Origin of the sequence: Rhizobium brockwellii, assembly GCF_000769405.2 — a bacterium.
Lineage (GTDB): Bacteria > Pseudomonadota > Alphaproteobacteria > Rhizobiales > Rhizobiaceae > Rhizobium > Rhizobium brockwellii.
Map to the genome: position 1 here is coordinate 4816095 of NZ_CP053439.1, position 19026 is coordinate 4835120.

A 19026-nucleotide genomic window follows, 5' to 3' on the forward strand; every position below is an offset into this window, starting at 1 on the left:
CCATGCCGAAGCCGGCAAGCAGCGCGGCAGCTGGTCTCCGCCGCGCTCGTGGGTTCAGAGGTTACTCATCCCGCCGTCGATGATGAGTTCGCTGCCGACGATATAGGCGGCCTCATCGGAGGCGAGAAAGACGATCGTCTTGGCGACTTCGCTGGGATTTCCGAAGCGTCCGACCGGGATCTGAGCCTGGATCTGCTCGGTCATCGCCTTCGATTGGGCTTCCGAAGCGCCGAGCTTGCTGTAAAGCGGCGTGGCGATCGGGCCCGGGCTGACGGCGTTGACGCGGATGCCGCGGCCGATGAGTTCGCCCGACAGGGTCTTGGCAAGCGTCAGCAGCGCGCCCTTCGTCAGCGAATAGACGCTGGAGTTCGGCATGCCGATATGGGCGTTGATCGAGGTGTTGAGCACGATCGCGGCCTGCTTCGAAAAAATCGGCAACAGTGACTGAATCAGGAAGAACGGTCCTTTGACGTTGATATCAATCGACTTGTCGAAGGCGGCTTCGCTCCACTGTTCCAGCGGCCCGAATTCGGCGACCCCGGCGTTGACGAAAAGGATGTCGAGCGTGCCGAAAGCCTCTCTCACGCTATCGGCGACGGCCTTCTGGCCGGCCGCATTGCCGGCATCGGCCTGGATGACGGTGGCTTTGCCGCCAAGTTCGGCCCGGGCCGCCTCGACGCTTGCCGCGCTGCTGCCGGTAACGACGACGCGGGCGCCCTCGGCGATGAACTGGCGGGCGGTTTCGAGACCGATGCCGCTGGTGCCGCCGGTGATGAGGGCTGTCTTGTTCTGCAGGCGTGACATGATGACGTTCCTTTGATCGAATGCTAGGCCGCGACCCGTTGTTGTTCGATGGGAGAATGCTCTGAAAAAAGCGGCGCGATAAGCCGGCGCGTTGAAGGATGATCAACCCGCAGCGGATAATCGTGCCGCGCCATTTCAGGTGCGGGTGATCGAAGCGCCACCGTCGACCAGCGAGGCCGTGCCGGTGACGAAGCTCGCATCGTCGGAGGCGAGATAGAGAACCGAGCGGGCGAGTTCTTCGGGCGTCGCGACACGCTTCAGCGCATGCAGATTGGTGACGAAGGCCTGCTTCTCAGGCGTGTCGTTCATGTCCCGATACATGTCGGTATCGACAGCACCCGGCAGGATGGCATTGACGCGCACGCCCTGCTGGCCGAATTCGGCGGCAAGCGCCTGCGTCAGGCCGATCAGCCCGGATTTGCTTGCGGCATAGGCGGCAACACCCGGAAAGGCGAAGCTGTAGCCGACGAAGGTCGAGGTGAAGATCACCGAGCCGCCGCCACTTTCCACCATCGCCCCGATCTGGTGCTTGGCGGCGAGGAAGGAGGCCGTCAGATTGATCGCCAGCGCCTCGCTGAAGCCTGCTTCCGAAACGGCGGTGCTCGGACCGGCTTCGCCGAGCGTGCCGGCATTGTTGAAGGCGATGTCGAGCTTGCCGTAATTCGTCACGGCGGCCGCGACCAGCGCCTTGTGATAATCTTCCGAGCGCACGTCGCCGGCAATGGCGATGGCGTCGCCGCCCTCTGCCTTGATCTCGGCGACGAGACTGTCGAGTTCGCTCTGGCGGCGGGCGCCGACGACGACCTTGGCGCCTTCGGCGGCAAAGAGCTTTGCCGTGGCGCGGCCGATGCCGGAGCTTGCGCCGGTGACGATCGCGACCCTGTTGTTCAAGCGGTTCATGGTTCCATCTCCTGCGTTTAAGGTGAGGCGGCCCCTGCCGTCCCTTTCGATGAGTGGAAGATGGCATTTTCCATTCGTTCGGATTAGTCTTCAGATCGGGGAACTCGAATTCGGAAAAGCCGAACAATGATCAGGATCGAAGGTATTGCGGCTTTCGTCGCCGTGGTTGAGGCGGGCTCGGTCAGCGAGGCGGCCCGGCGGCTGCGGCTGTCCAAATCCGTCGTCAGCGAAAGGCTGGCGGAATTGGAAAAGTCGCTGGGCGGCATGCTGCTGCATCGAACGACCCGCAAGCTCACTTTGACGGAGGATGGCACGGTCTTCCTCGAGCGTGCCGCGCGCATCGTGCGCGAGATCGAGGAAGCCGCTGCCGATATGGCGGAGCGGCGCGGAACGCTGTCCGGCCCGATCCGCATCGCCGCCCCCGTCACCTTCGGCCGCATGCATCTCGGTCCGGCGCTTTATCCGTTTCTTGCCGAACATCCCGAGATCGAATTGACCCTCGACATCGATGACCGGCGCGTCGATGCCGCCTCGGACGGCTACGATGCCATTATCCGCAACGGCCCGATCGCCGATAGCCGGCTGGTCGCCTGGAAACTCACGCGCAGCCGCCGTCTTCTCTGCGCGTCGCCGGATTATCTCGCGCGCCAGGGAATTCCGTCGTCGCTGGCTGATCTCAACAGCCATCGCGGCATCTTCTACACCAATCGAGGCGTTGCCGACTGGCGCTTCCAGACGCCCGACGGGGCGATCGTCGTCCGCGCGAAACTGGCGCTCGGCATCAACAATGGTGACATGCTCCGCGACGCCGCGATTGCCGGGCTCGGCATCGCGCTGCTGCCTGCCTTCATCGCCGGCCCGGCCATCCGCGAGGGCCGGCTTGCCGAAATCGATGTCGGCCACAGGCCGGAGGCCGAATTCATCTATATGGCCCATCCCGAAGGCCGAAATCCCTCCGCCAAGCTCCGTGCCATCGCCGACCACCTGAAGAAGAGTTTTGGTGATCCGCCCTATTGGGATCCGGTGGGCTAATTCATCAGTTCAGCAAGCTGATCAGGTTCTCGGTGACCGGCGAGCGATGTGTTTTCAGGATTGCCAGCGCCAGGCGCGCGACGGCCGGCGGCCCCTCGATCGGCCGGTAGGCCACACCTTCGAGCTTGATCTGCGAAATTGAAGCCGGCACGATCGAGACGCCGAGATCGGCCGCCACCAGATTGACGACCGAGGAAATCTGCGGTGCCTCCTGTGCCACGGTCAGCTCGAATCCGGCCTTGCGGCAGGCAAGCACGACATCGTCGTAGAGGCTCAAGCCCACGAGCCGCGGAAAGAGGATGAAGGGTTCTTCCGCCAGCGCCGCAAGCGGCACGCTACTGCGCCGTGCCAAGGGATGGCTGGCGGGTAGGGCGATCACCATCGGCTCATCCGGCAGCCGCCGCAGTCTTATGCCCGTGGGATCGTCGAGGCTGGGGCGCATGAAGGTGGCGTCGAGTTCTCCACGTTCCAGCTTCTGCATCAGCGCCAGCGTATTCATTTCCGTCAGCGATAGTTGCACCTCCGGCCAGCGCGCGCGAAACCGGCGGATCGACGTGCTGACCACGGGGTTGAAGGCGGAGGAGGCGGTGAAGCCGAGCGACAGCCGGCCGGTCTCGCCGCGATTGGCGCTTTGCGCCGCAAGTTTTGCCTTTTCCGCAGCCGCCAGCGAAGCCTTTGCCTCGCCGAGGAAGGCCGCGCCCGCTGCCGTCAATTCGGCCCCATGCGGCACGCGGTGAAACAGCGCCGCGCCCACTTCCCTTTCCAGGTCGCGGATCTGCTGGCTGAGCGGCGGCTGCCCGATGCCGAGCTTGCCGGCGGCACGGGTGAAATTGCCTTCTTCCGCCACCGCGAGAAAATATCTCAAATGCCGCAGCTCCATCGCCATCTCCAAAACCTATCGAAATCGCCAGTGTCATATATTGGACAAATGGAGCGGCGTTGACTAGATCGGAGGTTGGAAGGATGAAAATATGCCGACGTCAGTGCATGCCGTGAAGACCGCCGAGACAACCACGATCCCAGGGCAAAAACACTACCTGACCCGTGGCACCGGCGCCTATCGCCGCGCCAGCCTGGCGCTCTTCCTGTCCGGCTTCTCCACCTTCTCGCTGCTCTATTGCGTCCAGCCGCTGCTGCCGATCTTCTCGCAGCAATTCTCCGTCAGTCCGGCCGAAAGCTCTCTATCCCTGTCGCTCTCCACCGGTTTCCTGGCGGTCGCCATCGTCTGCGCCGCCGCCGTCTCGGAAGGCCTTGGCCGTCGCAGCCTGATGTCGATATCGCTGGTCGGGGCGGCATTGTTGACCATCGCCACCGCCTTTGCCCCGAATTGGCACCTGCTGCTCGTCATCCGCGCCCTGCAGGGCCTCGTTCTCGGCGGCGTGCCGGCCGTCGCCATGGCCTATCTCGCCGAGGAAATCGATCCGCGCGGCCTTGGCGCCACCATGGGCCTCTATGTCGGCGGCACGGCCTTCGGCGGCATGTCCGGACGCGTGTTGACCGGCATCTTCGCCGAATATCTCACCTGGCGTCCGGCGCTTTTTCTCATCGGCGCCATCGGCCTTGCCGCCGCAATCGGCTTCATCGCCCTCCTGCCGCCATCACGCAATTTCGTCCGCCGGCCGGGCTTCGATCCGCACTTTCATCTCAAGGCTTGGTTCGGCCATCTCAGCAATCCGGCGTTGCCCTTCATCTTCGCCATCGCCTTCCTGGCGATGGGCTCCTTCGTGACGATCTACAATTATGCCGGTTTCCGCCTTGTGGCGCCGCCCTACGACCTCAACCAGACCGAACTCGGGCTGATCTTCACCGTCTATCTCTTCGGCATCGGCGCCTCTTCGATCGGCGGCCTGCTGGGAGACCGGATCGGGCACTTTTCCGTGCTTCTCTTCGGTCTGGTACTCACCGCCGCCGGCAGCGCGCTGACGCTCTTTGCCTCTCTCCCGACCATCATCCTCGGCATCATCGTGCTGACGACCGGCTTCTTCATGAGCCATTCCATCGCCAGTGGCCTTGTCGGCAAGCTCGCACATGGCACTAAGGGCCACGCCTCGTCGCTCTATATGCTCGCCTATTATGTCGGCTCCAGCCTCATGGGTTCGGCGGGCGGCTGGTTCTTCGCGGTTGAAGGCTGGGTCGCGGTCGTTATCTTCACGCTTGCCATGCTGGCGCTGGCCTTCGCTTCGGCCTGTCTTGCCCAGCAGCTCGCGAGGAGAAAAGCATGATCCGCATAGACCGTCTCGATCATCTCGTGCTGACCGTCGCCGATATCGCCATCAGCTGCGATTTCTATTCCCGCATCCTCGGCATGTCGGTCGAAACCTTTGCAGAGGGCCGCAAGGCGTTGAAATTCGGCGGGCAGAAGATCAACCTGCACCAGGCCGGCCACGAATTCGATCCCAAGGCGAGACATCCCACACCCGGCTCCGGCGACCTCTGCTTCATCGCCGAAACGCCGATTGCCGATGTCATCGCCCATCTGGAGGCCTTAGGTGTTGCGATCGAAGAGGGTCCGGTTGAACGCACCGGTGCGACCGGACGTCTGCGCTCGATCTATTTCAGGGACCCCGACGGCAATCTCATCGAAGTCTCCAATCTGATCGCCTGAGGTGGCGAAGCCAAAGTGTGGCGCATCGAATTGGATCTAAGCCGCACGCTTATCTTTTATCTGATGGCTGTCGCGGTCCCAAAACTGCTGCGCATTTTTGGATGTCTGGATCACTCCTGCCCAGCAGGCTGTTCTTCCACCGCTGTTGCAAAATCGGGATCGACCGGACCGGCCACGTCGACAAGCCAGTCCCAATCATCGGAAATCGGCTCAAGAATGATCGCACGCCCCTGCCGTCGAATGGCGACGCTGTCGCCGTCGAAACGGAATTCCTTGGGCAGCAGGACGGCTTGAGAGCGCCCCGACCAGAAGATCTTCGTTGTTTCCATGCCACGGCTCCCGATGAGATGTGACGAGGATATACAGCAAATTTTGATCAACCAAGCCGGATATAGGGCACGTCCTTCTTCGCCACCTCGTCCAGCGCCTCCTCGTAACCGGCGTCGGCGTAGCGCATGACGCCAAGCGCCGTATCGTTGGTCAGCGCATGGTCGAGCCGTTCGTCGGCGGCATCCGTGCCGTCGGCGACGACGGTGACACCACAGCTGGTCATGTAGCCGGCATAGCCGCCGCCGCCGGAATGGACGACGACCAGATCGGCCATCGACGAGCAGAGCATCATCGCATCGATCAGCGGCCAGTCGGCGATCGCATCGGAGCCGTCCTTCATCCCCTCGGTCATGATATTCGGATGCGCCATGGCGCCGGCGTCGAGATGGTCACGGGAGAAGGCAACCGGACCTTTCAGTTCGCGGCTTGCCACCAGCGTGTTGACGCGCCTTGCGAGTGCCGTGCGTTCGCCATGGCCGAGCCAGGCGATGCGCGCCGGCAGCCCTTCGAAGGGCACATGCTCGCGCGCCAGCCGGATCCAGTTGGTGATGATCTTGTTGTCAGGGAACATTTCGAGCAGCAGATCGTCGATCCGGGCGATATCGCTCTCCTCGCCTGACAGAGCCATCCAGCGGAAGGGGCCGATCGCCCGCGCAAACAGCGGCCGGAGATAGGCTTCGGTGAAGATCGGAATGTCGAAGGCATTGGCGATACCGCCCTCTTTGGCCTGCGTGCGGATCAGATTGCCGTTGTCGAAGACTTCCGAGCCACGCTTCTGGAATTCCAGCATCGCCGTCACATGGTCGACGATCGAGGCCCGGCTTGCCGCCATCAATTGCCCCTGGCCGTCGTCGCGCAGGCCCTTGACCTGCTCGAGGCTCATGCCCTTCGGCACGTAACCGTAGACGAGGTCATGCGCCGAGGTCTGGTCAGTGACGATGTCGGGCACGATGCCGCGCCGGGCGATCTCGGGATAGACCTCCGCCGCATTGCCGACGAGGCCGACGGAAAGCGCCCGCTTGTCCTTCACCGCCGCATCGATCATCTGAAGGGCGGTGTCGAGATCGGGCGCGATTTCCTGGAGGTAACCAATCTGCTGGCGCTTGCGGGCGCGCTCCGGATCGATGTCGATGCAGAGGATCGCAGCGCCTGCCATGCGGCCGGCGAGTGGCTGCGCCCCGCCCATGCCGCCGAGGCCGGCCGTCAGCACGAACCGGCCGAGGAGATCGCCGCCGAAGCGCCGCTCGGCAATGCGCATGAAGATCTCGTAGGTACCCTGGATGACGCCCTGGCTGCCGATATATTGCCAGGCGCCGGCCGTCAGCCCGCCCCAGCAGATCAGTCCCTTGCGCTGCAGCTCGTAGAACACTTCGGCCTTTGCCCATTGCCCGACGATATTGCAGTTCGCCATGATGACCAGCGGCGCCTTGGCATGCGTTCGAACGAGCCCGATCGGCTTGCCGGACTGGATGAGTAGCGTCTGGTCCTCCTCCATCTCGGTCAGCGCCTTGACGATGCCCCCGTGCGCCGCCCAGTTGCGGGCCGCCTTGCCGAGAGCAGCATAGACGATCAGATTGTCGGGATCTTCGCCGACGGAGAGCACGTTTTCGAGCAGCCGCAGCAGCGCCTCCTGCCGCCAGCCCTTGGCCCGCAGTTCCGGCCCGCCCGGAATCGGAAATTTCGGATGACGTGGATTGGCCTTCGGCATCGTGGGTTCCTCGTTTTGCTCTCTGCTTTCCCTTCTCCCCGCTGGGGAGAAGGGGGAATGGCATCGTTCGTTATTTGCTGGGCAGCGATTCCACATAGGCGAGCGCCGCATCGAGCAAACGTCGTCTCAGGGCATCGTCGCCGTAAACCTCGGCACCACCTCGCACCCAGCCATGCATCACCCGCTCGCCCGACAGCATCTGGATCACGCCCGGCAGTGCCAGCGCCCAGCCGTCATTGCCCTTGCCGAGACGGATCAGCATGCCGTCATGGCGCGCGCAGCAGAGAAGATTGCCGTTCAGCATGAAGGCCCAGCCGCCGAACATGGATTTTTCGGCAAGGCCCGGCCGATCGCCGAGTTCCTCACGCATCAGTTCTTCGAGACCGGGATCGCGCGCCATGGTTCAGGCCTTCGTCGCCAGTGCATAGCGTGCGATCTCGATCCCCATCGCCTTTTCGACGACGGGATAGACGGTCGGATCGAGCACGCTTGCCGACAGCGGAATGATATCCATCGGCACATGCAGGATGAAGACATGCATGCCCTCCTTGAGCTGGCCGACGCTGAGCGGCTCACCCTCCGGTGAAAGCGTGGTGATGACGGCGGGAAAGGTCGCTAGCCGCCCGCCATCCGCGTCGTCCACCGCCATATATTCGTTCATCACATGCAGCGTCACCGATGTTCCGCCCGAGCCGACGGTGATCGTGCCGATGTCGAAGGCTTCCTTGGTGTAGACGACGTCCTTGCGGGTAATGATGCCCTCGGCAAGGATATGTCCGCCCGTCGTCTTGCAGATCGCGTCGATGACAGCAGATCCGCCGCGCTTCTCCGCCGCGATGATTGCCTCGCCGAGCGCAAGCGCCATCGAGATGCCGCCGAGTGCTGCATGGCTGCGGACATAGGAGGCTCGGAGCGGATTGCGGCAACTGGCGATGAAGCCGCCGGATTGATCGGCGGCAGCCCGCAGCACCGGTGAGATCTTCGCCGTCGCCCCCTTCACCACCAGTTCGATATAACGATTCTCGGAGCGATTGCCGCCGACGGCGGTCTGGATCATCTGCTCGGGCGATCCGGCCATGCCGATCGAGCCCATGTCGCCTGTGGGATGCGCGCGGATATCGCCGACCGCGTCGACCACCTTGGTGCCGAGGATCGCCGAGGGCAGCCAGCCGTTCAGCGTTGAGGATTTGCCGTTCTGGCCGATGATCAGCCCGGAAAGCTTTTCGCCCAGCGCCTCCTGCAACAGTTGCACTGATTTCACATAGTCGATGCCCTGCATTTCCCAGGGGGTGGTGGAGGCCGGCGCGCCGATCGCGGCCGCAGTCGCAATCCAATCCTCGTCCTTCAGCTCGTCGATCGAGACCAGCTCGGGCTTGCCGACATTGACGGCGGCTAGCCCAAGCATCCGTCCGTGATCGGCCCAGCCGCCGCCGCCGGCGGCATAGACGGAGCCGCCCCTGACGGCAGCTTCCACGTCCTTCTCAACGAGTATGCGTCCCATTCGCCTTCTCCTGATTCAAGCTCTTGTCCATTTCGCGCACCGCTTCGAAAAGAACGGCGGCGCCGAGCGCGATATCGTCGTTCTCAGCCCACTCGTCGGCCGAATGGCTGCGGCCTTCCCGGCAGGGCACGAAAATCATCGCCGCCGGCGCCATCTTGGCGATCCAGGCCGTGTCGTGCCCGGCGCCGGAGGCCATGCGCCGGTGTTTCGCGCCGACCCGCTCGCAGGCAGCCTCCAAGGTCGACAGCAGCCCGGCATCAGCAGGCGTCGGCTGATTGTCGGAAACCCGGTTCGGCGTCTTGATCGTCACGCCATAGGCCCCCGCCAGCTTTTCGACATGGCCGTCGAGCCAGCGGCAGAATGCCTCCATGTCGGCACGGATTTCGGCACGGCCATCGATCAGCAGCACCACCTTCGACGGCACGACATTGGCGGCATTCGGCTCGATCCTGAATTCGCCGACCGTCGCTGCAAAATGGCCCGGCGTTTTGGCAAGTTCGGCGGCGGCGTTGCGGATGTCGAGCACCAGCTGCGATGCCGCCACCAACGCATCCGCCCGCCGGTCCATCGGCGTCGTGCCGGCATGGTCGGCCCGCCCTTCGACGGTGATCTCGATCCGGGTGATGCCCGAGATTGCGGTGACGACGCCGATATCCTCCTTTTCGGCTTCGAGCACCGGCCCTTGTTCGATATGAAGCTCCAGAAAGCCTGCTATATCGGGCCTGTTCTGCCGCATCAGCACATCGGGTCGGCCACCAATCTGCGCGATGCCCTCGGCCAGGTCGCGCCCGTCGCTGACGCGCGAAAGCCAGGCCGCCGGCAGTTGGCCGGTCATGCCGCGGCTGCCGATGCAGGACACGCCGAAGATGCTCACCTCCTCGGCAAGGAAATCGACGATTTCGAGATCGTGATCGAGTTCGATATCCTGATCGCGTAGCGCGCGCGCCACCTCCAGCGCCGCGATTACCCCGGCAATGCCGTCGAAGCGGCCGCCGTCCGGCACCGTGTCGGAATGCGAGCCGACCATGATCGTGCCGAGCCAAGGCTTCCGGCCTGTCCGCCGGCCGACCAGATTGCCGGCGGCATCGATCCGCGTTTCCAGTCCCGCCGCCTTCATCCGCGCTTCGATATAGGCCCGGCCCTCGAGAAATAGCGGCGAGAAGGCTCGCCGCGTCCAGGGATGCCCCGGCTCGGTAATCCCGGCCAGCGCCTCGATATCTCCAGCGATCCGGCCGGCATTGACGGGAAGATTGCGGCTCATGCTTCAGCTCCCGCAATGACCTGGCGCGGCAGCGGCCGCACGAACCGGCCGGTGCCGGGCTCGGCCAGCACCTTCGCGCCCTCGGCGATCTTTTCACCGCGCAGATAGGTGGCCGAGACGGTCCAGGGCAGGCGGATGCCATTATAGGGGCTCCAGCCGATGACGTTGTTGCCGCTTGCCGATGCATCATAGACGCTGTCGCGCGGCTCGAGCACGACGATATCGGCATCCTTGCCCGGGGTCAGCGCCCCCTTGATATGGTCGAGTCGGAAATGCTTCGCCGGGTTCTCCGCCATCAGCCTGGCTGCCCAGGTCAGCGGAATGCCGCGTTCGATGGCACCTTTGACGAAAAGCGGCACCATCACTTCGAGACCGGGAACGCCGGAGGCGTTGGCGAGCATGTCGGGATTGGTCTTGCGGTTTTCCGACCAGCTGACGTGATCGGTCGAGACCAGCCAGACATCGCCCTCCGCCACCTTCCGCCAGAGCCTCTCCACCTCGGCGCGCGGCCGCACCGGCGGATTGATCTTCGCCTTGCCGCCGAGCCGCTTCACGTCGTTTTCCTCGTCGAGCGTCAGGTAGTGGATGCAGCATTCCACCGTCGCCGCAAAGCCATCGCGGCGATAGGCGCGCGCGATATCGTAGCCGCGCCCGAGCGAGCAGTGCACTACATGCGCCGGGCAACCGGTATGAGCACCGGTCTCGAAGATCGTGTGCATCGCCAGCAGTTCGGTGATCGGCGGCCGCGACAGGCCGTGCGCCCGCCAATCGGTGATGCCGCTTGCCTTCACTTGCTCCATATAGGTGCGCACCGCCTCGTCGTCTTCATTGTGCACGCCCGCCGTCAGTCCTGTCGGCGCGATCTCCGCAAAGCAGGCATCGAGCAGGGCCGGCGGAATGCGCGGAAAGCGCTTGGGATCGGTGCCGAAGGTCGAGAATTTGAAGGCGGCGACACCTGCCTCCACCATTTCGCGGATCCGTGCCGGGCCTTCTTCCGGATCGACGGTGCCGTAAAGCGCAAAGTCGACGCGCGCCTGCGGACCGGCATGATCGACTTTCCGCTTCACCGCCGCTGCCGAGCAGACGAGATTGCCTTCGTCATAGGGCATGTCGACAATGGCAGTCACGCCGCCGGCCGCTGCCGATCGTGTCGACCAGAGGAAATCCTCCTGGTCTTTTTGGGAAAGCGAATGCACCTGCGCGTCGATCGCACCGGGCAGGATCAGCGCTTTTCCGAGCAAATGCCGTTCGCGGCCCGCAGGCGGTACGCCGAGGCCGACCTCGGCGATTTTGCCGTCGCGCACGGCGACATAACCTTCGTCGAGAATGCGGTCCGGCAGCACCACCGTGCCCTGCAGAACGAGATCGAAATCCATGGCGCTTCCTTCCTAAGCTGAAATCAGACTGCCGCTCGAGCATGATGCCGAAAAGTGTGAGCGGTTTCCGGACGACATCATGCTCTAACTCTTATTTAGGACAGGATTCACATTTTGAGCCGACGGGGCCTAAACTCATCCTGTTCTAGGGGCTGGTTAGCCGCTCCTCGATACGCTCCAGCGAGCCGAGGGCGAAGAAATCGTCGAAGGAGGCGATCGGAACCTGCTCGGTCAGCTTCGTAACAAAGTCGTCCGAACCAAGTTCCTCCTCGATCGCCTCAACCTCCGCCGAAAGCGGCCGGTCGACCGTATAAAAATCCGCATGTTTGCGCACGACCTCGTAGAGCATGGCAGCGACACCCTTCGGTTCATCGCCGAGAATGTCGATCGCCTGGGCCGACAGCAGCGCCTCGAGTGCTGCGAGGCGCTTCAGCGCCCGCATCTGCCGGTCGAAGCGCTCGATGACGAGCGGCAGGAAGGCCGCCTCGTCCTCCAGCCCGGCCGCAACCACCAGCGACTGCGCCGACACGGGATTGGACATCGACAGCACGCGCGAGAAGATCTCGCCGGCAAGTTTGATGATCGGCCCGAAACCGGTGGCAATCCGCCCCGGCGGCACAAGATTGACCGGCAGGTCGCGCCGCTGGCCGTTGCCGAGAATGACGCAGCGGTTGAAGGCGTTGCGCGCCGCATGCGCCATGCAGAGTGCCGCCGATTCGAGCAGGATCGTCACATCGAGCGGCAGCGACCCGCCTGACGTCATCACCCGGCCTTCGACCACGACGGGATTGTCGTCCGAGCGCCCCGTGGCGGCAAGGATCTTGTGGCCGGTCGATAAGAGGTTTTCGATCACCGCGCCGAACACCTGCGCGATCATCCGCAGGCTCAGCGGATCCTGCACATGCGTTGCGACGGGCCAGTTCCACTCGTCGGAGGCATTGCAGAGCCAGGCGCCGATCAGCGCCTCACGCGCCGTTCCGACATGCCGGACCGCTTTCCAGGGATCGCGGGAAGCGCCGAGCGCGCCGGCCGCCATCATCGCCGTTGCCAGCAGGACGCGGATCGAGGCTGCGGCGTTGCGGGTCGTTTCCGCCGCTGAGGCAAAGCTCACCGCATTGACGCTGAGCGAGGCGAGGCTGTCGCGCGGCGCCATCCGCATCGGTTCCAGCCCGGCCGCCTGGAAAGCCTCGGCCGCCTGCATGCGGTTGCCGCGATAGATTGCTTCGCCGACGCCGGTCAGCACAGCGCCGATCTGTCCCATCAGGCCGATATCCGCACAGCCGATCGAGCCGGTACGACGCACGACCGGGATGAGATCAGCCTCGAGCATCCTGATATAGGCCTGGATCAGCTCCGGCGTGCAGCCGACCTGGCCGGTCAGCGCCGTGTTGATACGGATCGCCATGGCATTGCGCACGATATTGCAGGAAAAGGGGGTGCCGGTGCCGAAATGATGGGCGCGCACCAGGCCGAGATTGAAGGTGTCGAGTTCGTCGGCCGACCACTCCACATCCTTCATGGCGCCGACGCCTGTCGTCGAGCCGTAGACGGGCATGCCGGAGGCAATGGCATCCTCGACAATCTCGCGGGCGATCGCTATGCGGGCCATGCCTGTCGCCGAGGCCGAAATCTTAGCCTTGCCCGCACCAATCGTCACCATCTCGGCAAAACCGAGCGGTCGTCCGGAAAGTTCGATGCCAAGGCGTTCGTGCTTCATGTGCCTATCTCCCCAGGACAGGATGATTTTGGGCCGGATCGGCCTAAAATCTGAATCCCGTTCTGAATTAAAGAGTCAGAGCATGATGTCGAAAACTGCTCACACTTTTCGACATCATGCTTTGAAGACGAGACTAAGCGAGCCCTCCGTCACATGGGATATCCCAAATGCCGAACACAGCATGTTTTTGGCAGGCGGTCAGCTCAGCATCCAGGCAATATAGACAAGCGTCAATGCGATGATCCACAGCGCAATCTTGGCCGAACGGTTGTGCCGCGCTTCGGCCTTGCCGATCGCCTCCGCCGTTTCAGCGTCGAAACGTAAGCCGTGCTCGCTCATATGCAGCAGCTGATGGTGGAATTTTTCGGTCTTCGCCGCGATTTCCGGCACGGCTTCGGCGAGCTTGACCGCCGCTTTCAGCCCGTCCTTGAGATCGGTGGCTATCCGCTTCGGACCGAGATTGGTGCGGATCCAGTCGCCGACGACAGGCTCGGATGCCTTCCACATGTTGAAGCGCGGATTGAGCATGCGCGACACGCCCTCGACCACGACCATGGTCTTCTGCAGCATCACCAGCTCCGGCCGCGTCGCCATGTCGAAGAGTTCGGTCACTTCGAACAGCAGCGTCAGCAGCTTGCCCATCGAGATCGTCTCGGCCGGCTGCCCGTGGATCGGCTCGCCGATCGCCCGGATCGCCTGGGCGAAGCTCTCGACATTGTGGTGGCCGGGCACATAGCCGGCCTCGAAATGCACCTCGGCAACCCGGATATAGTCGCGGGTGATGAAGCCATAGAGGATTTCGGCGAGGAACCGCCGCTCCTTCTTGCCCAGCCGCCCGACGATGCCCATGTCGACAGCGACGATCATGCCATCAGCATCGACGAAGAGATTGCCCGGATGCATATCGGCATGGAAGAAGCCGTCGCGCAGCGTGTGGCGCAGGAACGACTGGATCAGCGTATCGGCAAGCAGGTTGAGATCATGGCCCGCCGCGCGCAGACCCTCGACATCGGACATTCTCGTGCCGTCGATCCACTCCATGGTGATGACGTCGCGCCCGGTGCGTTCCCAGTCGACCTTCGGCACGCGAAAGCCCGGGTCCTTTTCGGTATTCTCGGCGATCTCGGAAAGGGCTGCCGCCTCCAGGCGAAGATCCATCTCCACCTTCGTCGTCTGCTCCAGCGTCTTCGTCACCTCGACCGGCCGCAGCCGCCGGCTGGACGCCAGGAAACGCTCCTGCATATGGGCAACGAGATACATCGCCTCGATGTCATGGGCAAAGCGCTGGCGCACGCCGGGCCGCACGATCTTGACGGCGACCTTCTTCCGGCCCTCGGCGCTATCGACCTCGGCCGGATGCACCTGCGCGATCGAGGCGGCGGCGATCGGATCGCCGAAGCTCGCATAGAGCTCGCCGATCGGCCGTCCGAGCGAGCCTTCGATATTGGCCTTGGCGGCTGCCGAGGGAAAGAAGGCCATCCGGTCCTGAAGCTGCGACAGGTCGTTGGCGAATTCGACGCCGACGACATCCGGCCGCGTCGCCAGGAATTGGCCGATCTTCACATAGGAGGGACCGAGCCGCTCGACAGCCTGGGCCAGCCGGTCGCTGCGCTTCTGATGCCGCGCCTTGCTTCGCTCGAAAATCGTGACGAAGGATTTGGCGAGTGCGACCGGAGGCGGCAGCCCTTCGGAAGGAAGAGCTGACACGACACCCTCACGCACGAGCACCCAGCCGACACGCCAAAGACGGAAATATGCGCCGAAAGTACTCATGTTCTGCTTGATTCTCGCACGACGCTATTCGAAAACCGCTCTACATTTTTCGGCGTCATGCGTCAGAGCTTCCAGCCGGAATGAAGTGCGGCAATGCCGCCGGTATAATTGGTGAAGGTGACGCGCGAAAAACCGGCCTGGCGGATCATTGCCGCGAAATTCTCCTGGTTCGGGAACTTGCGGATCGATTCCACCAGATATTGGTAGGGTTCGGCTTCGCCGGTGATTGCCTTGCCGAATTGTGGAATGGCATTGAACGACCAGGCGTCGTAGATCTTGTCGAGAAGCGGCATATCGACTTCGGAAAATTCCAGCACCAGCAGCCGTCCGCCGCGCTTCAACACGCGATAGGCCTCAGACAGCGCCGCATCGATCCTCGGCACGTTGCGGATGCCGAAGGCGATCGTATAGGCGTCGAAGCTGCCCGCCTCGAAAGGCAGTTCCTCGGCATTCGCCTCGACGAAGGTGAGATTGCCGGAAAGCTTTTTCTTTTCCGCCCGCTCGGCGCCGACGCCGAGCATCGAGCCGTTGATGTCGAGCACGGTGGCATGCGCCTGTCTGCCTGACGCCTCGACGATGCGGAAGGCGATATCACCCGTGCCGCCGGCAACGTCGAGCACCTTGTAGCCCGGCTCCTTGCGCGGGTTCAGCGCCGAGATCATCGCATCTTTCCAGGCGCGGTGCATTCCCATCGACATGACGTCGTTCATGATGTCGTAGCGCTTGGCGACCTTGTGGAACACCTGGTTGACCAGGCCCTGCTTCTGGCCATCAGGCACCTCGCGGAAGCCGTAGGAGGTCTCCATACCGCCGTCGGCGGAAGTGCGGCTTTCTGACATCAGACTGCTCCGTTCCTGAAGATTCGGACGCGGCGGCCATAGCGAAAGACCGCGCGCGACGTTATCTATGGGCCGCATTCTCCGCGGCACACTGGCGCTATAGCGCACATCGTCGCCGGTTGAAACACGTTAGAGATAGATGGGTTAAGATGCCGGAATTGCCAGAAGTCGAAACGGTGAAACGCGGCCTGACGCCGGCGATGGAGGGCACGCGCGTCACCAGGCTGGAGCTGCGTCGCGGCGATCTGCGCTTCCCCTTTCCCGACGCTTTCGCCGACAGGGTTTCCGGCCGCACCATCCTTGGCCTTGGCCGCCGCGCCAAATATCTGCTGGTCGATCTCGACGACGGCAATACGTTGATTTCGCATCTCGGCATGTCCGGCTCGTTTCGCATCGAGGAGGGTGCGGCCTCCGGCGTGCCGGGCGAATTCCACCATGCCCGCTCGAAAGACGAGAAGCACGATCACGTCGTCTTCCATCTGGAGGGCACGAGCGGCCCGCGCCGTGTCGTCTACAACGATCCGCGCCGTTTCGGCTTCATGGATATGGTGGGGCGTGCCGATCTCGCCGCGCATCCCTTCTTCCGCGATCTCGGCCCGGAGCCGACAGGAAACGAGCTTGGCGCCGCCTATCTGGCCGAACGTTTCCGCGACAAGGCGCAGCCGCTGAAGAGCGCGCTGCTTGACCAGAAGAACATTGCCGGCCTCGGCAATATATATGTCTGCGAGGCACTGTGGCGCGCGCATCTTTCGCCGATCCGTGCCGCCGGCACGCTGGTGACGGCAGGCGGCCGGCCGAAGGCGCAGCTCGACCTGCTCGTCGCCTCGATCCGCGACGTCATCGCCGATGCGATCGCCGCCGGCGGATCGTCGCTGCGCGATCATATCCAGACCGACGGATCGCTCGGTTATTTCCAGCATTCCTTCTCCGTCTATGATCGCGAAAGTCAGGCTTGCCGCACGCCCGGCTGCGGCGGTACGGTCGCCCGCATCGTCCAGGCGGGTCGCTCCACCTTCTATTGTGCCACCTGCCAGAAGTGAGTCCACCAGAAGTAAGAGTGAGAAACCGGGAGAACAGCATGGCCTATGAGACCCTGATCGTCGAAACCCGAGGCAATGTCGGCCTCGTCACGCTGAACCGCCCGCAGGCGCTGAACGCGCTGAACTCCACCGTCCTGAAGGAACTCAAAGAGGCCTATGCCGCTTTCCACGCCGACGAGACGGTCGGGGCGATCGTGCTGACCGGTTCCGAGCGCGCCTTTGCCGCCGGCGCCGATATCAAGGAGATGCAGCCGCTTGAGTTCGCCGATATCTATAAGAGTGATTTCATCAGCGGCTGGGATGAAGTCGCCAAGGCGCGCAAGCCGGTGATCGCTGCGGTCGGCGGTTTTGCCCTCGGCGGCGGCTGTGAGCTCGCCATGATGTGCGATTTCATTATCGCCTCGGAGACGGCGAAGTTCGGCCAGCCGGAAATCACCCTTGGCGTCATTCCGGGCATGGGCGGCTCGCAACGGCTGACGCGCGCCGTCGGCAAGGCGAAGGCGATGGATCTCATCCTGACCGGCCGCATGATGGATGCGGCGGAAGCCGAACGGTCGGGACTCGTTTCGCGCGTGGTGGCGCCCGAGCGTCTGCTCGACGAGGCTTTTGCCGCGGCCGAAAAGATCGCTTCGCTTTCACGTCCCTCGGTGATGATGGCCAAGGAGGCGGTCAGTCGCGCATTCGAGACGACGCTGGAGGAGGGCTTGCGTTTCGAGCGCCGCCTGTTTCACAGTCTCTTTGCCACGGAAGACCAGAAAGAAGGCATGGCGGCCTTCGTCGAGAAACGCAAACCGGCTTTTACGCACCGTTGAATGCTTTTCGGCGCTTGCCGGTGGCAAAGCTTGAAAATCCGCGTTGACGTGGGCCGGCTTTAGAGTTATATGCCCGCCCACGGTTCGGAAAGCCGGTTTGGTTTTCCGCGATTGCTCCCGCATTGCTGGATTTTGTGGCCGCAGGGCCCGCGGTAATGGCGGAGTTTGTTCGAATTCTTGAGAGAGGCATCCATGGCCAATACAACTTCGGCGAAAAAAGCGACCCGCAAGATCGCCCGCCGTACCGACGTCAATAAGGCTCGTCGCTCGCGCGTTCGTACTTTCGTTCGCCAGGTCGAAGAGGCCATCGCATCCGGTGACGCCGCCAAGGCGAAGGAAGCTTTCCTGGCTGCTCAGCCCGAGCTTGCCCGCGCTGCCAGCAAGGGCGTGCTGCATGCCAACACGGCATCGCGTAAGGTCTCGCGTCTGGCCGCTCGTGTGAAGGCTCTTTCGGTCACCACGACCGCGTAATCTTCCGTTAACGACTTCTTCTTTATGATTAGCCCGGTAATTTTACCGGGCTTTTTCGATTCCGCCGATCAGCCCCTGCATGGTTAATCTCACGACCGTTTCGTGTCAGCGCAATGACAGGAAAAATTGTTTAAAAACAATTGTTTGCGCAAGGATGCTTTCACGCCGCGCGACTCTGCCCCACGCTTCCGGGACCACAGGCGAGTCAAGAGGATTTTATTTTTTTTTCTTTCAATGCGTGTCAAAATAGCCCGAACGGGGAATCTCTTTGATTCAACTGCGATTCTTTTTTGACGCTGGTGTGACGCCCGAAAACGGCAGGCGGAGTCAATGGCCGCTTGTTAATTTTGCGTAAAATTCATCGTTGATATTGCCGTTTGATCCTGCCTAAATGGCTTTCAACAAAGGGCGCGGACATCACCTGCAGAGGCTCGGTTTTAACTGCCACGTCGGCAGGGCGATGAGTTTGTGCCTTTTGCTACGGAGCCTTGGGCTTCCGTTTTTTCAAGCACTCGACGGATTTGAGCCGTAACGTGGCTGTTACGGAGCGGGGATGTTTTGTGCCTTCATTGGTCACACGTTTAAGGCGAGGCCAAGGGAGAAGGTTAAAGTAATATTGCGTTCGGGCTGGTCGGCCGAAAACGAGGATCGACCGCCAGCCTGGCACGGAAAGCCGATGAAGGTTGCCGCATGAACGCGGCACCTGCAACGGAGTTTTGCGCCGGTCCCGTGAGGGGCAGTGTTTTGAGTGAACCGGCAGGCGAGCGGCTCATGAGGATCCGTCAGCCCGCCAAAGCGGGGAATGATCGGGCGGCCGTTTTAGCGGATGCCGCCCGGTGGAATTGAAAGGCGGCATT

At 62.8% G+C, this 19026-nt stretch carries 18 protein-coding genes; 6 read left to right on the forward strand and 12 right to left on the reverse strand.

Annotated features, from left to right (window positions below):
- Window positions 1-54 precede the first annotated feature (54 nt).
- Window positions 55-804, reverse strand: a complete 750-nt coding sequence (locus tag RLCC275e_RS23520) for an SDR family oxidoreductase (RefSeq protein ID WP_033181274.1) — start codon at window positions 802-804, stop codon at window positions 55-57.
- Between the two features lie 135 nt (window positions 805-939).
- Entirely contained in the window at window positions 940-1704 is a 765-nt protein-coding gene (locus RLCC275e_RS23525) for an SDR family oxidoreductase (RefSeq protein ID WP_033181275.1), read from the reverse strand.
- 126 nt (window positions 1705-1830) lie between these two features.
- Between RLCC275e_RS23525 and RLCC275e_RS23530 the strand changes: the two genes are divergently transcribed.
- Window positions 1831-2736 carry a LysR family transcriptional regulator gene (locus RLCC275e_RS23530; RefSeq protein ID WP_033181276.1) on the forward strand — a complete coding sequence of 302 codons (906 nt, stop codon included), beginning with the start codon at window positions 1831-1833 and terminating at the stop codon, window positions 2734-2736.
- Window positions 2737-2740: 4 nt separating this feature from the next.
- Here RLCC275e_RS23530 and RLCC275e_RS23535 read toward each other — a convergent pair whose 3' ends face one another.
- Window positions 2741-3616, reverse strand: a complete 876-nt coding sequence (locus RLCC275e_RS23535; protein ID WP_033181277.1) for a LysR family transcriptional regulator — start codon at window positions 3614-3616, stop codon at window positions 2741-2743.
- Between the two features lie 91 nt (window positions 3617-3707).
- Between RLCC275e_RS23535 and RLCC275e_RS23540 the strand changes: the two genes are divergently transcribed.
- On the forward strand, window positions 3708-4958 hold the full coding sequence (locus tag RLCC275e_RS23540) for an MFS transporter (protein ID WP_033181278.1): 1251 nt from the start codon (window positions 3708-3710) through the stop codon (window positions 4956-4958).
- A complete protein-coding gene (locus RLCC275e_RS23545) occupies window positions 4955-5341 on the forward strand; it encodes a VOC family protein (protein WP_033181279.1) in 387 nt (128 codons plus the stop codon). Before RLCC275e_RS23540 ends, RLCC275e_RS23545 begins: the two co-directional genes overlap by 4 nt.
- 110 nt (window positions 5342-5451) lie before the next feature.
- Here RLCC275e_RS23545 and RLCC275e_RS23550 read toward each other — a convergent pair whose 3' ends face one another.
- From RLCC275e_RS23550 to ubiE, 9 genes are all read right to left on the reverse strand, one after another.
- Complete coding sequence (locus tag RLCC275e_RS23550) at window positions 5452-5670, reverse strand: AbrB/MazE/SpoVT family DNA-binding domain-containing protein (RefSeq protein WP_033181280.1); 219 nt, start codon at window positions 5668-5670, stop codon at window positions 5452-5454.
- 47 nt (window positions 5671-5717) lie between these two features.
- Entirely contained in the window at window positions 5718-7379 is a 1662-nt protein-coding gene (gene ertB, locus RLCC275e_RS23555) for a thiourocanate hydratase (protein WP_033181281.1), read from the reverse strand.
- Window positions 7380-7449: 70 nt separating this feature from the next.
- A complete protein-coding gene (locus RLCC275e_RS23560) occupies window positions 7450-7779 on the reverse strand; it encodes a TfoX/Sxy family protein (RefSeq protein ID WP_020052607.1) in 330 nt (109 codons plus the stop codon).
- A gap of 3 nt (window positions 7780-7782) precedes the next feature.
- Window positions 7783-8880, reverse strand: a complete 1098-nt coding sequence (gene ertC, locus RLCC275e_RS23565; RefSeq protein WP_033181282.1) for a thiohydantoin desulfurase — start codon at window positions 8878-8880, stop codon at window positions 7783-7785.
- Complete coding sequence (locus RLCC275e_RS23570; RefSeq protein WP_033181283.1) at window positions 8861-10141, reverse strand: Zn-dependent hydrolase; 1281 nt, start codon at window positions 10139-10141, stop codon at window positions 8861-8863. Before RLCC275e_RS23570 ends, ertC begins: the two co-directional genes overlap by 20 nt.
- Window positions 10138-11517 (reverse strand): hydantoin-5-propionate amidohydrolase, encoded by a 1380-nt coding sequence (gene ertD, locus RLCC275e_RS23575; protein ID WP_033181284.1) that lies wholly within the window; start codon window positions 11515-11517, stop codon window positions 10138-10140. Before ertD ends, RLCC275e_RS23570 begins: the two co-directional genes overlap by 4 nt.
- Before the next feature lie 145 nt (window positions 11518-11662).
- Window positions 11663-13234, reverse strand: coding sequence for an aromatic amino acid lyase (locus RLCC275e_RS23580; protein ID WP_003556022.1), 1572 nt, complete (start codon window positions 13232-13234; stop codon window positions 11663-11665).
- A gap of 198 nt (window positions 13235-13432) precedes the next feature.
- Entirely contained in the window at window positions 13433-15007 is a 1575-nt protein-coding gene (gene ubiB / locus RLCC275e_RS23585; RefSeq protein WP_033181285.1) for a 2-polyprenylphenol 6-hydroxylase, read from the reverse strand.
- A gap of 62 nt (window positions 15008-15069) precedes the next feature.
- Entirely contained in the window at window positions 15070-15846 is a 777-nt protein-coding gene (gene ubiE, locus RLCC275e_RS23590; RefSeq protein WP_033181286.1) for a bifunctional demethylmenaquinone methyltransferase/2-methoxy-6-polyprenyl-1,4-benzoquinol methylase UbiE, read from the reverse strand.
- A 149-nt stretch (window positions 15847-15995) separates the two neighbouring features.
- Between ubiE and mutM the strand changes: the two genes are divergently transcribed.
- The 3 genes from mutM (at window position 15996) to rpsT (ending at window position 18169) form a co-directional block, all read left to right on the forward strand.
- Window positions 15996-16886, forward strand: a complete 891-nt coding sequence (gene mutM / locus RLCC275e_RS23595) for a bifunctional DNA-formamidopyrimidine glycosylase/DNA-(apurinic or apyrimidinic site) lyase (RefSeq protein WP_033181287.1) — start codon at window positions 15996-15998, stop codon at window positions 16884-16886.
- A gap of 38 nt (window positions 16887-16924) precedes the next feature.
- Window positions 16925-17698 carry an enoyl-CoA hydratase gene (locus RLCC275e_RS23600; protein WP_033181288.1) on the forward strand — a complete coding sequence of 258 codons (774 nt, stop codon included), beginning with the start codon at window positions 16925-16927 and terminating at the stop codon, window positions 17696-17698.
- A 192-nt stretch (window positions 17699-17890) separates the two neighbouring features.
- Window positions 17891-18169, forward strand: a complete 279-nt coding sequence (gene rpsT, locus RLCC275e_RS23605) for a 30S ribosomal protein S20 (RefSeq protein ID WP_003556028.1) — start codon at window positions 17891-17893, stop codon at window positions 18167-18169.
- The last annotated feature ends 857 nt before the right edge of the window (window positions 18170-19026 follow it).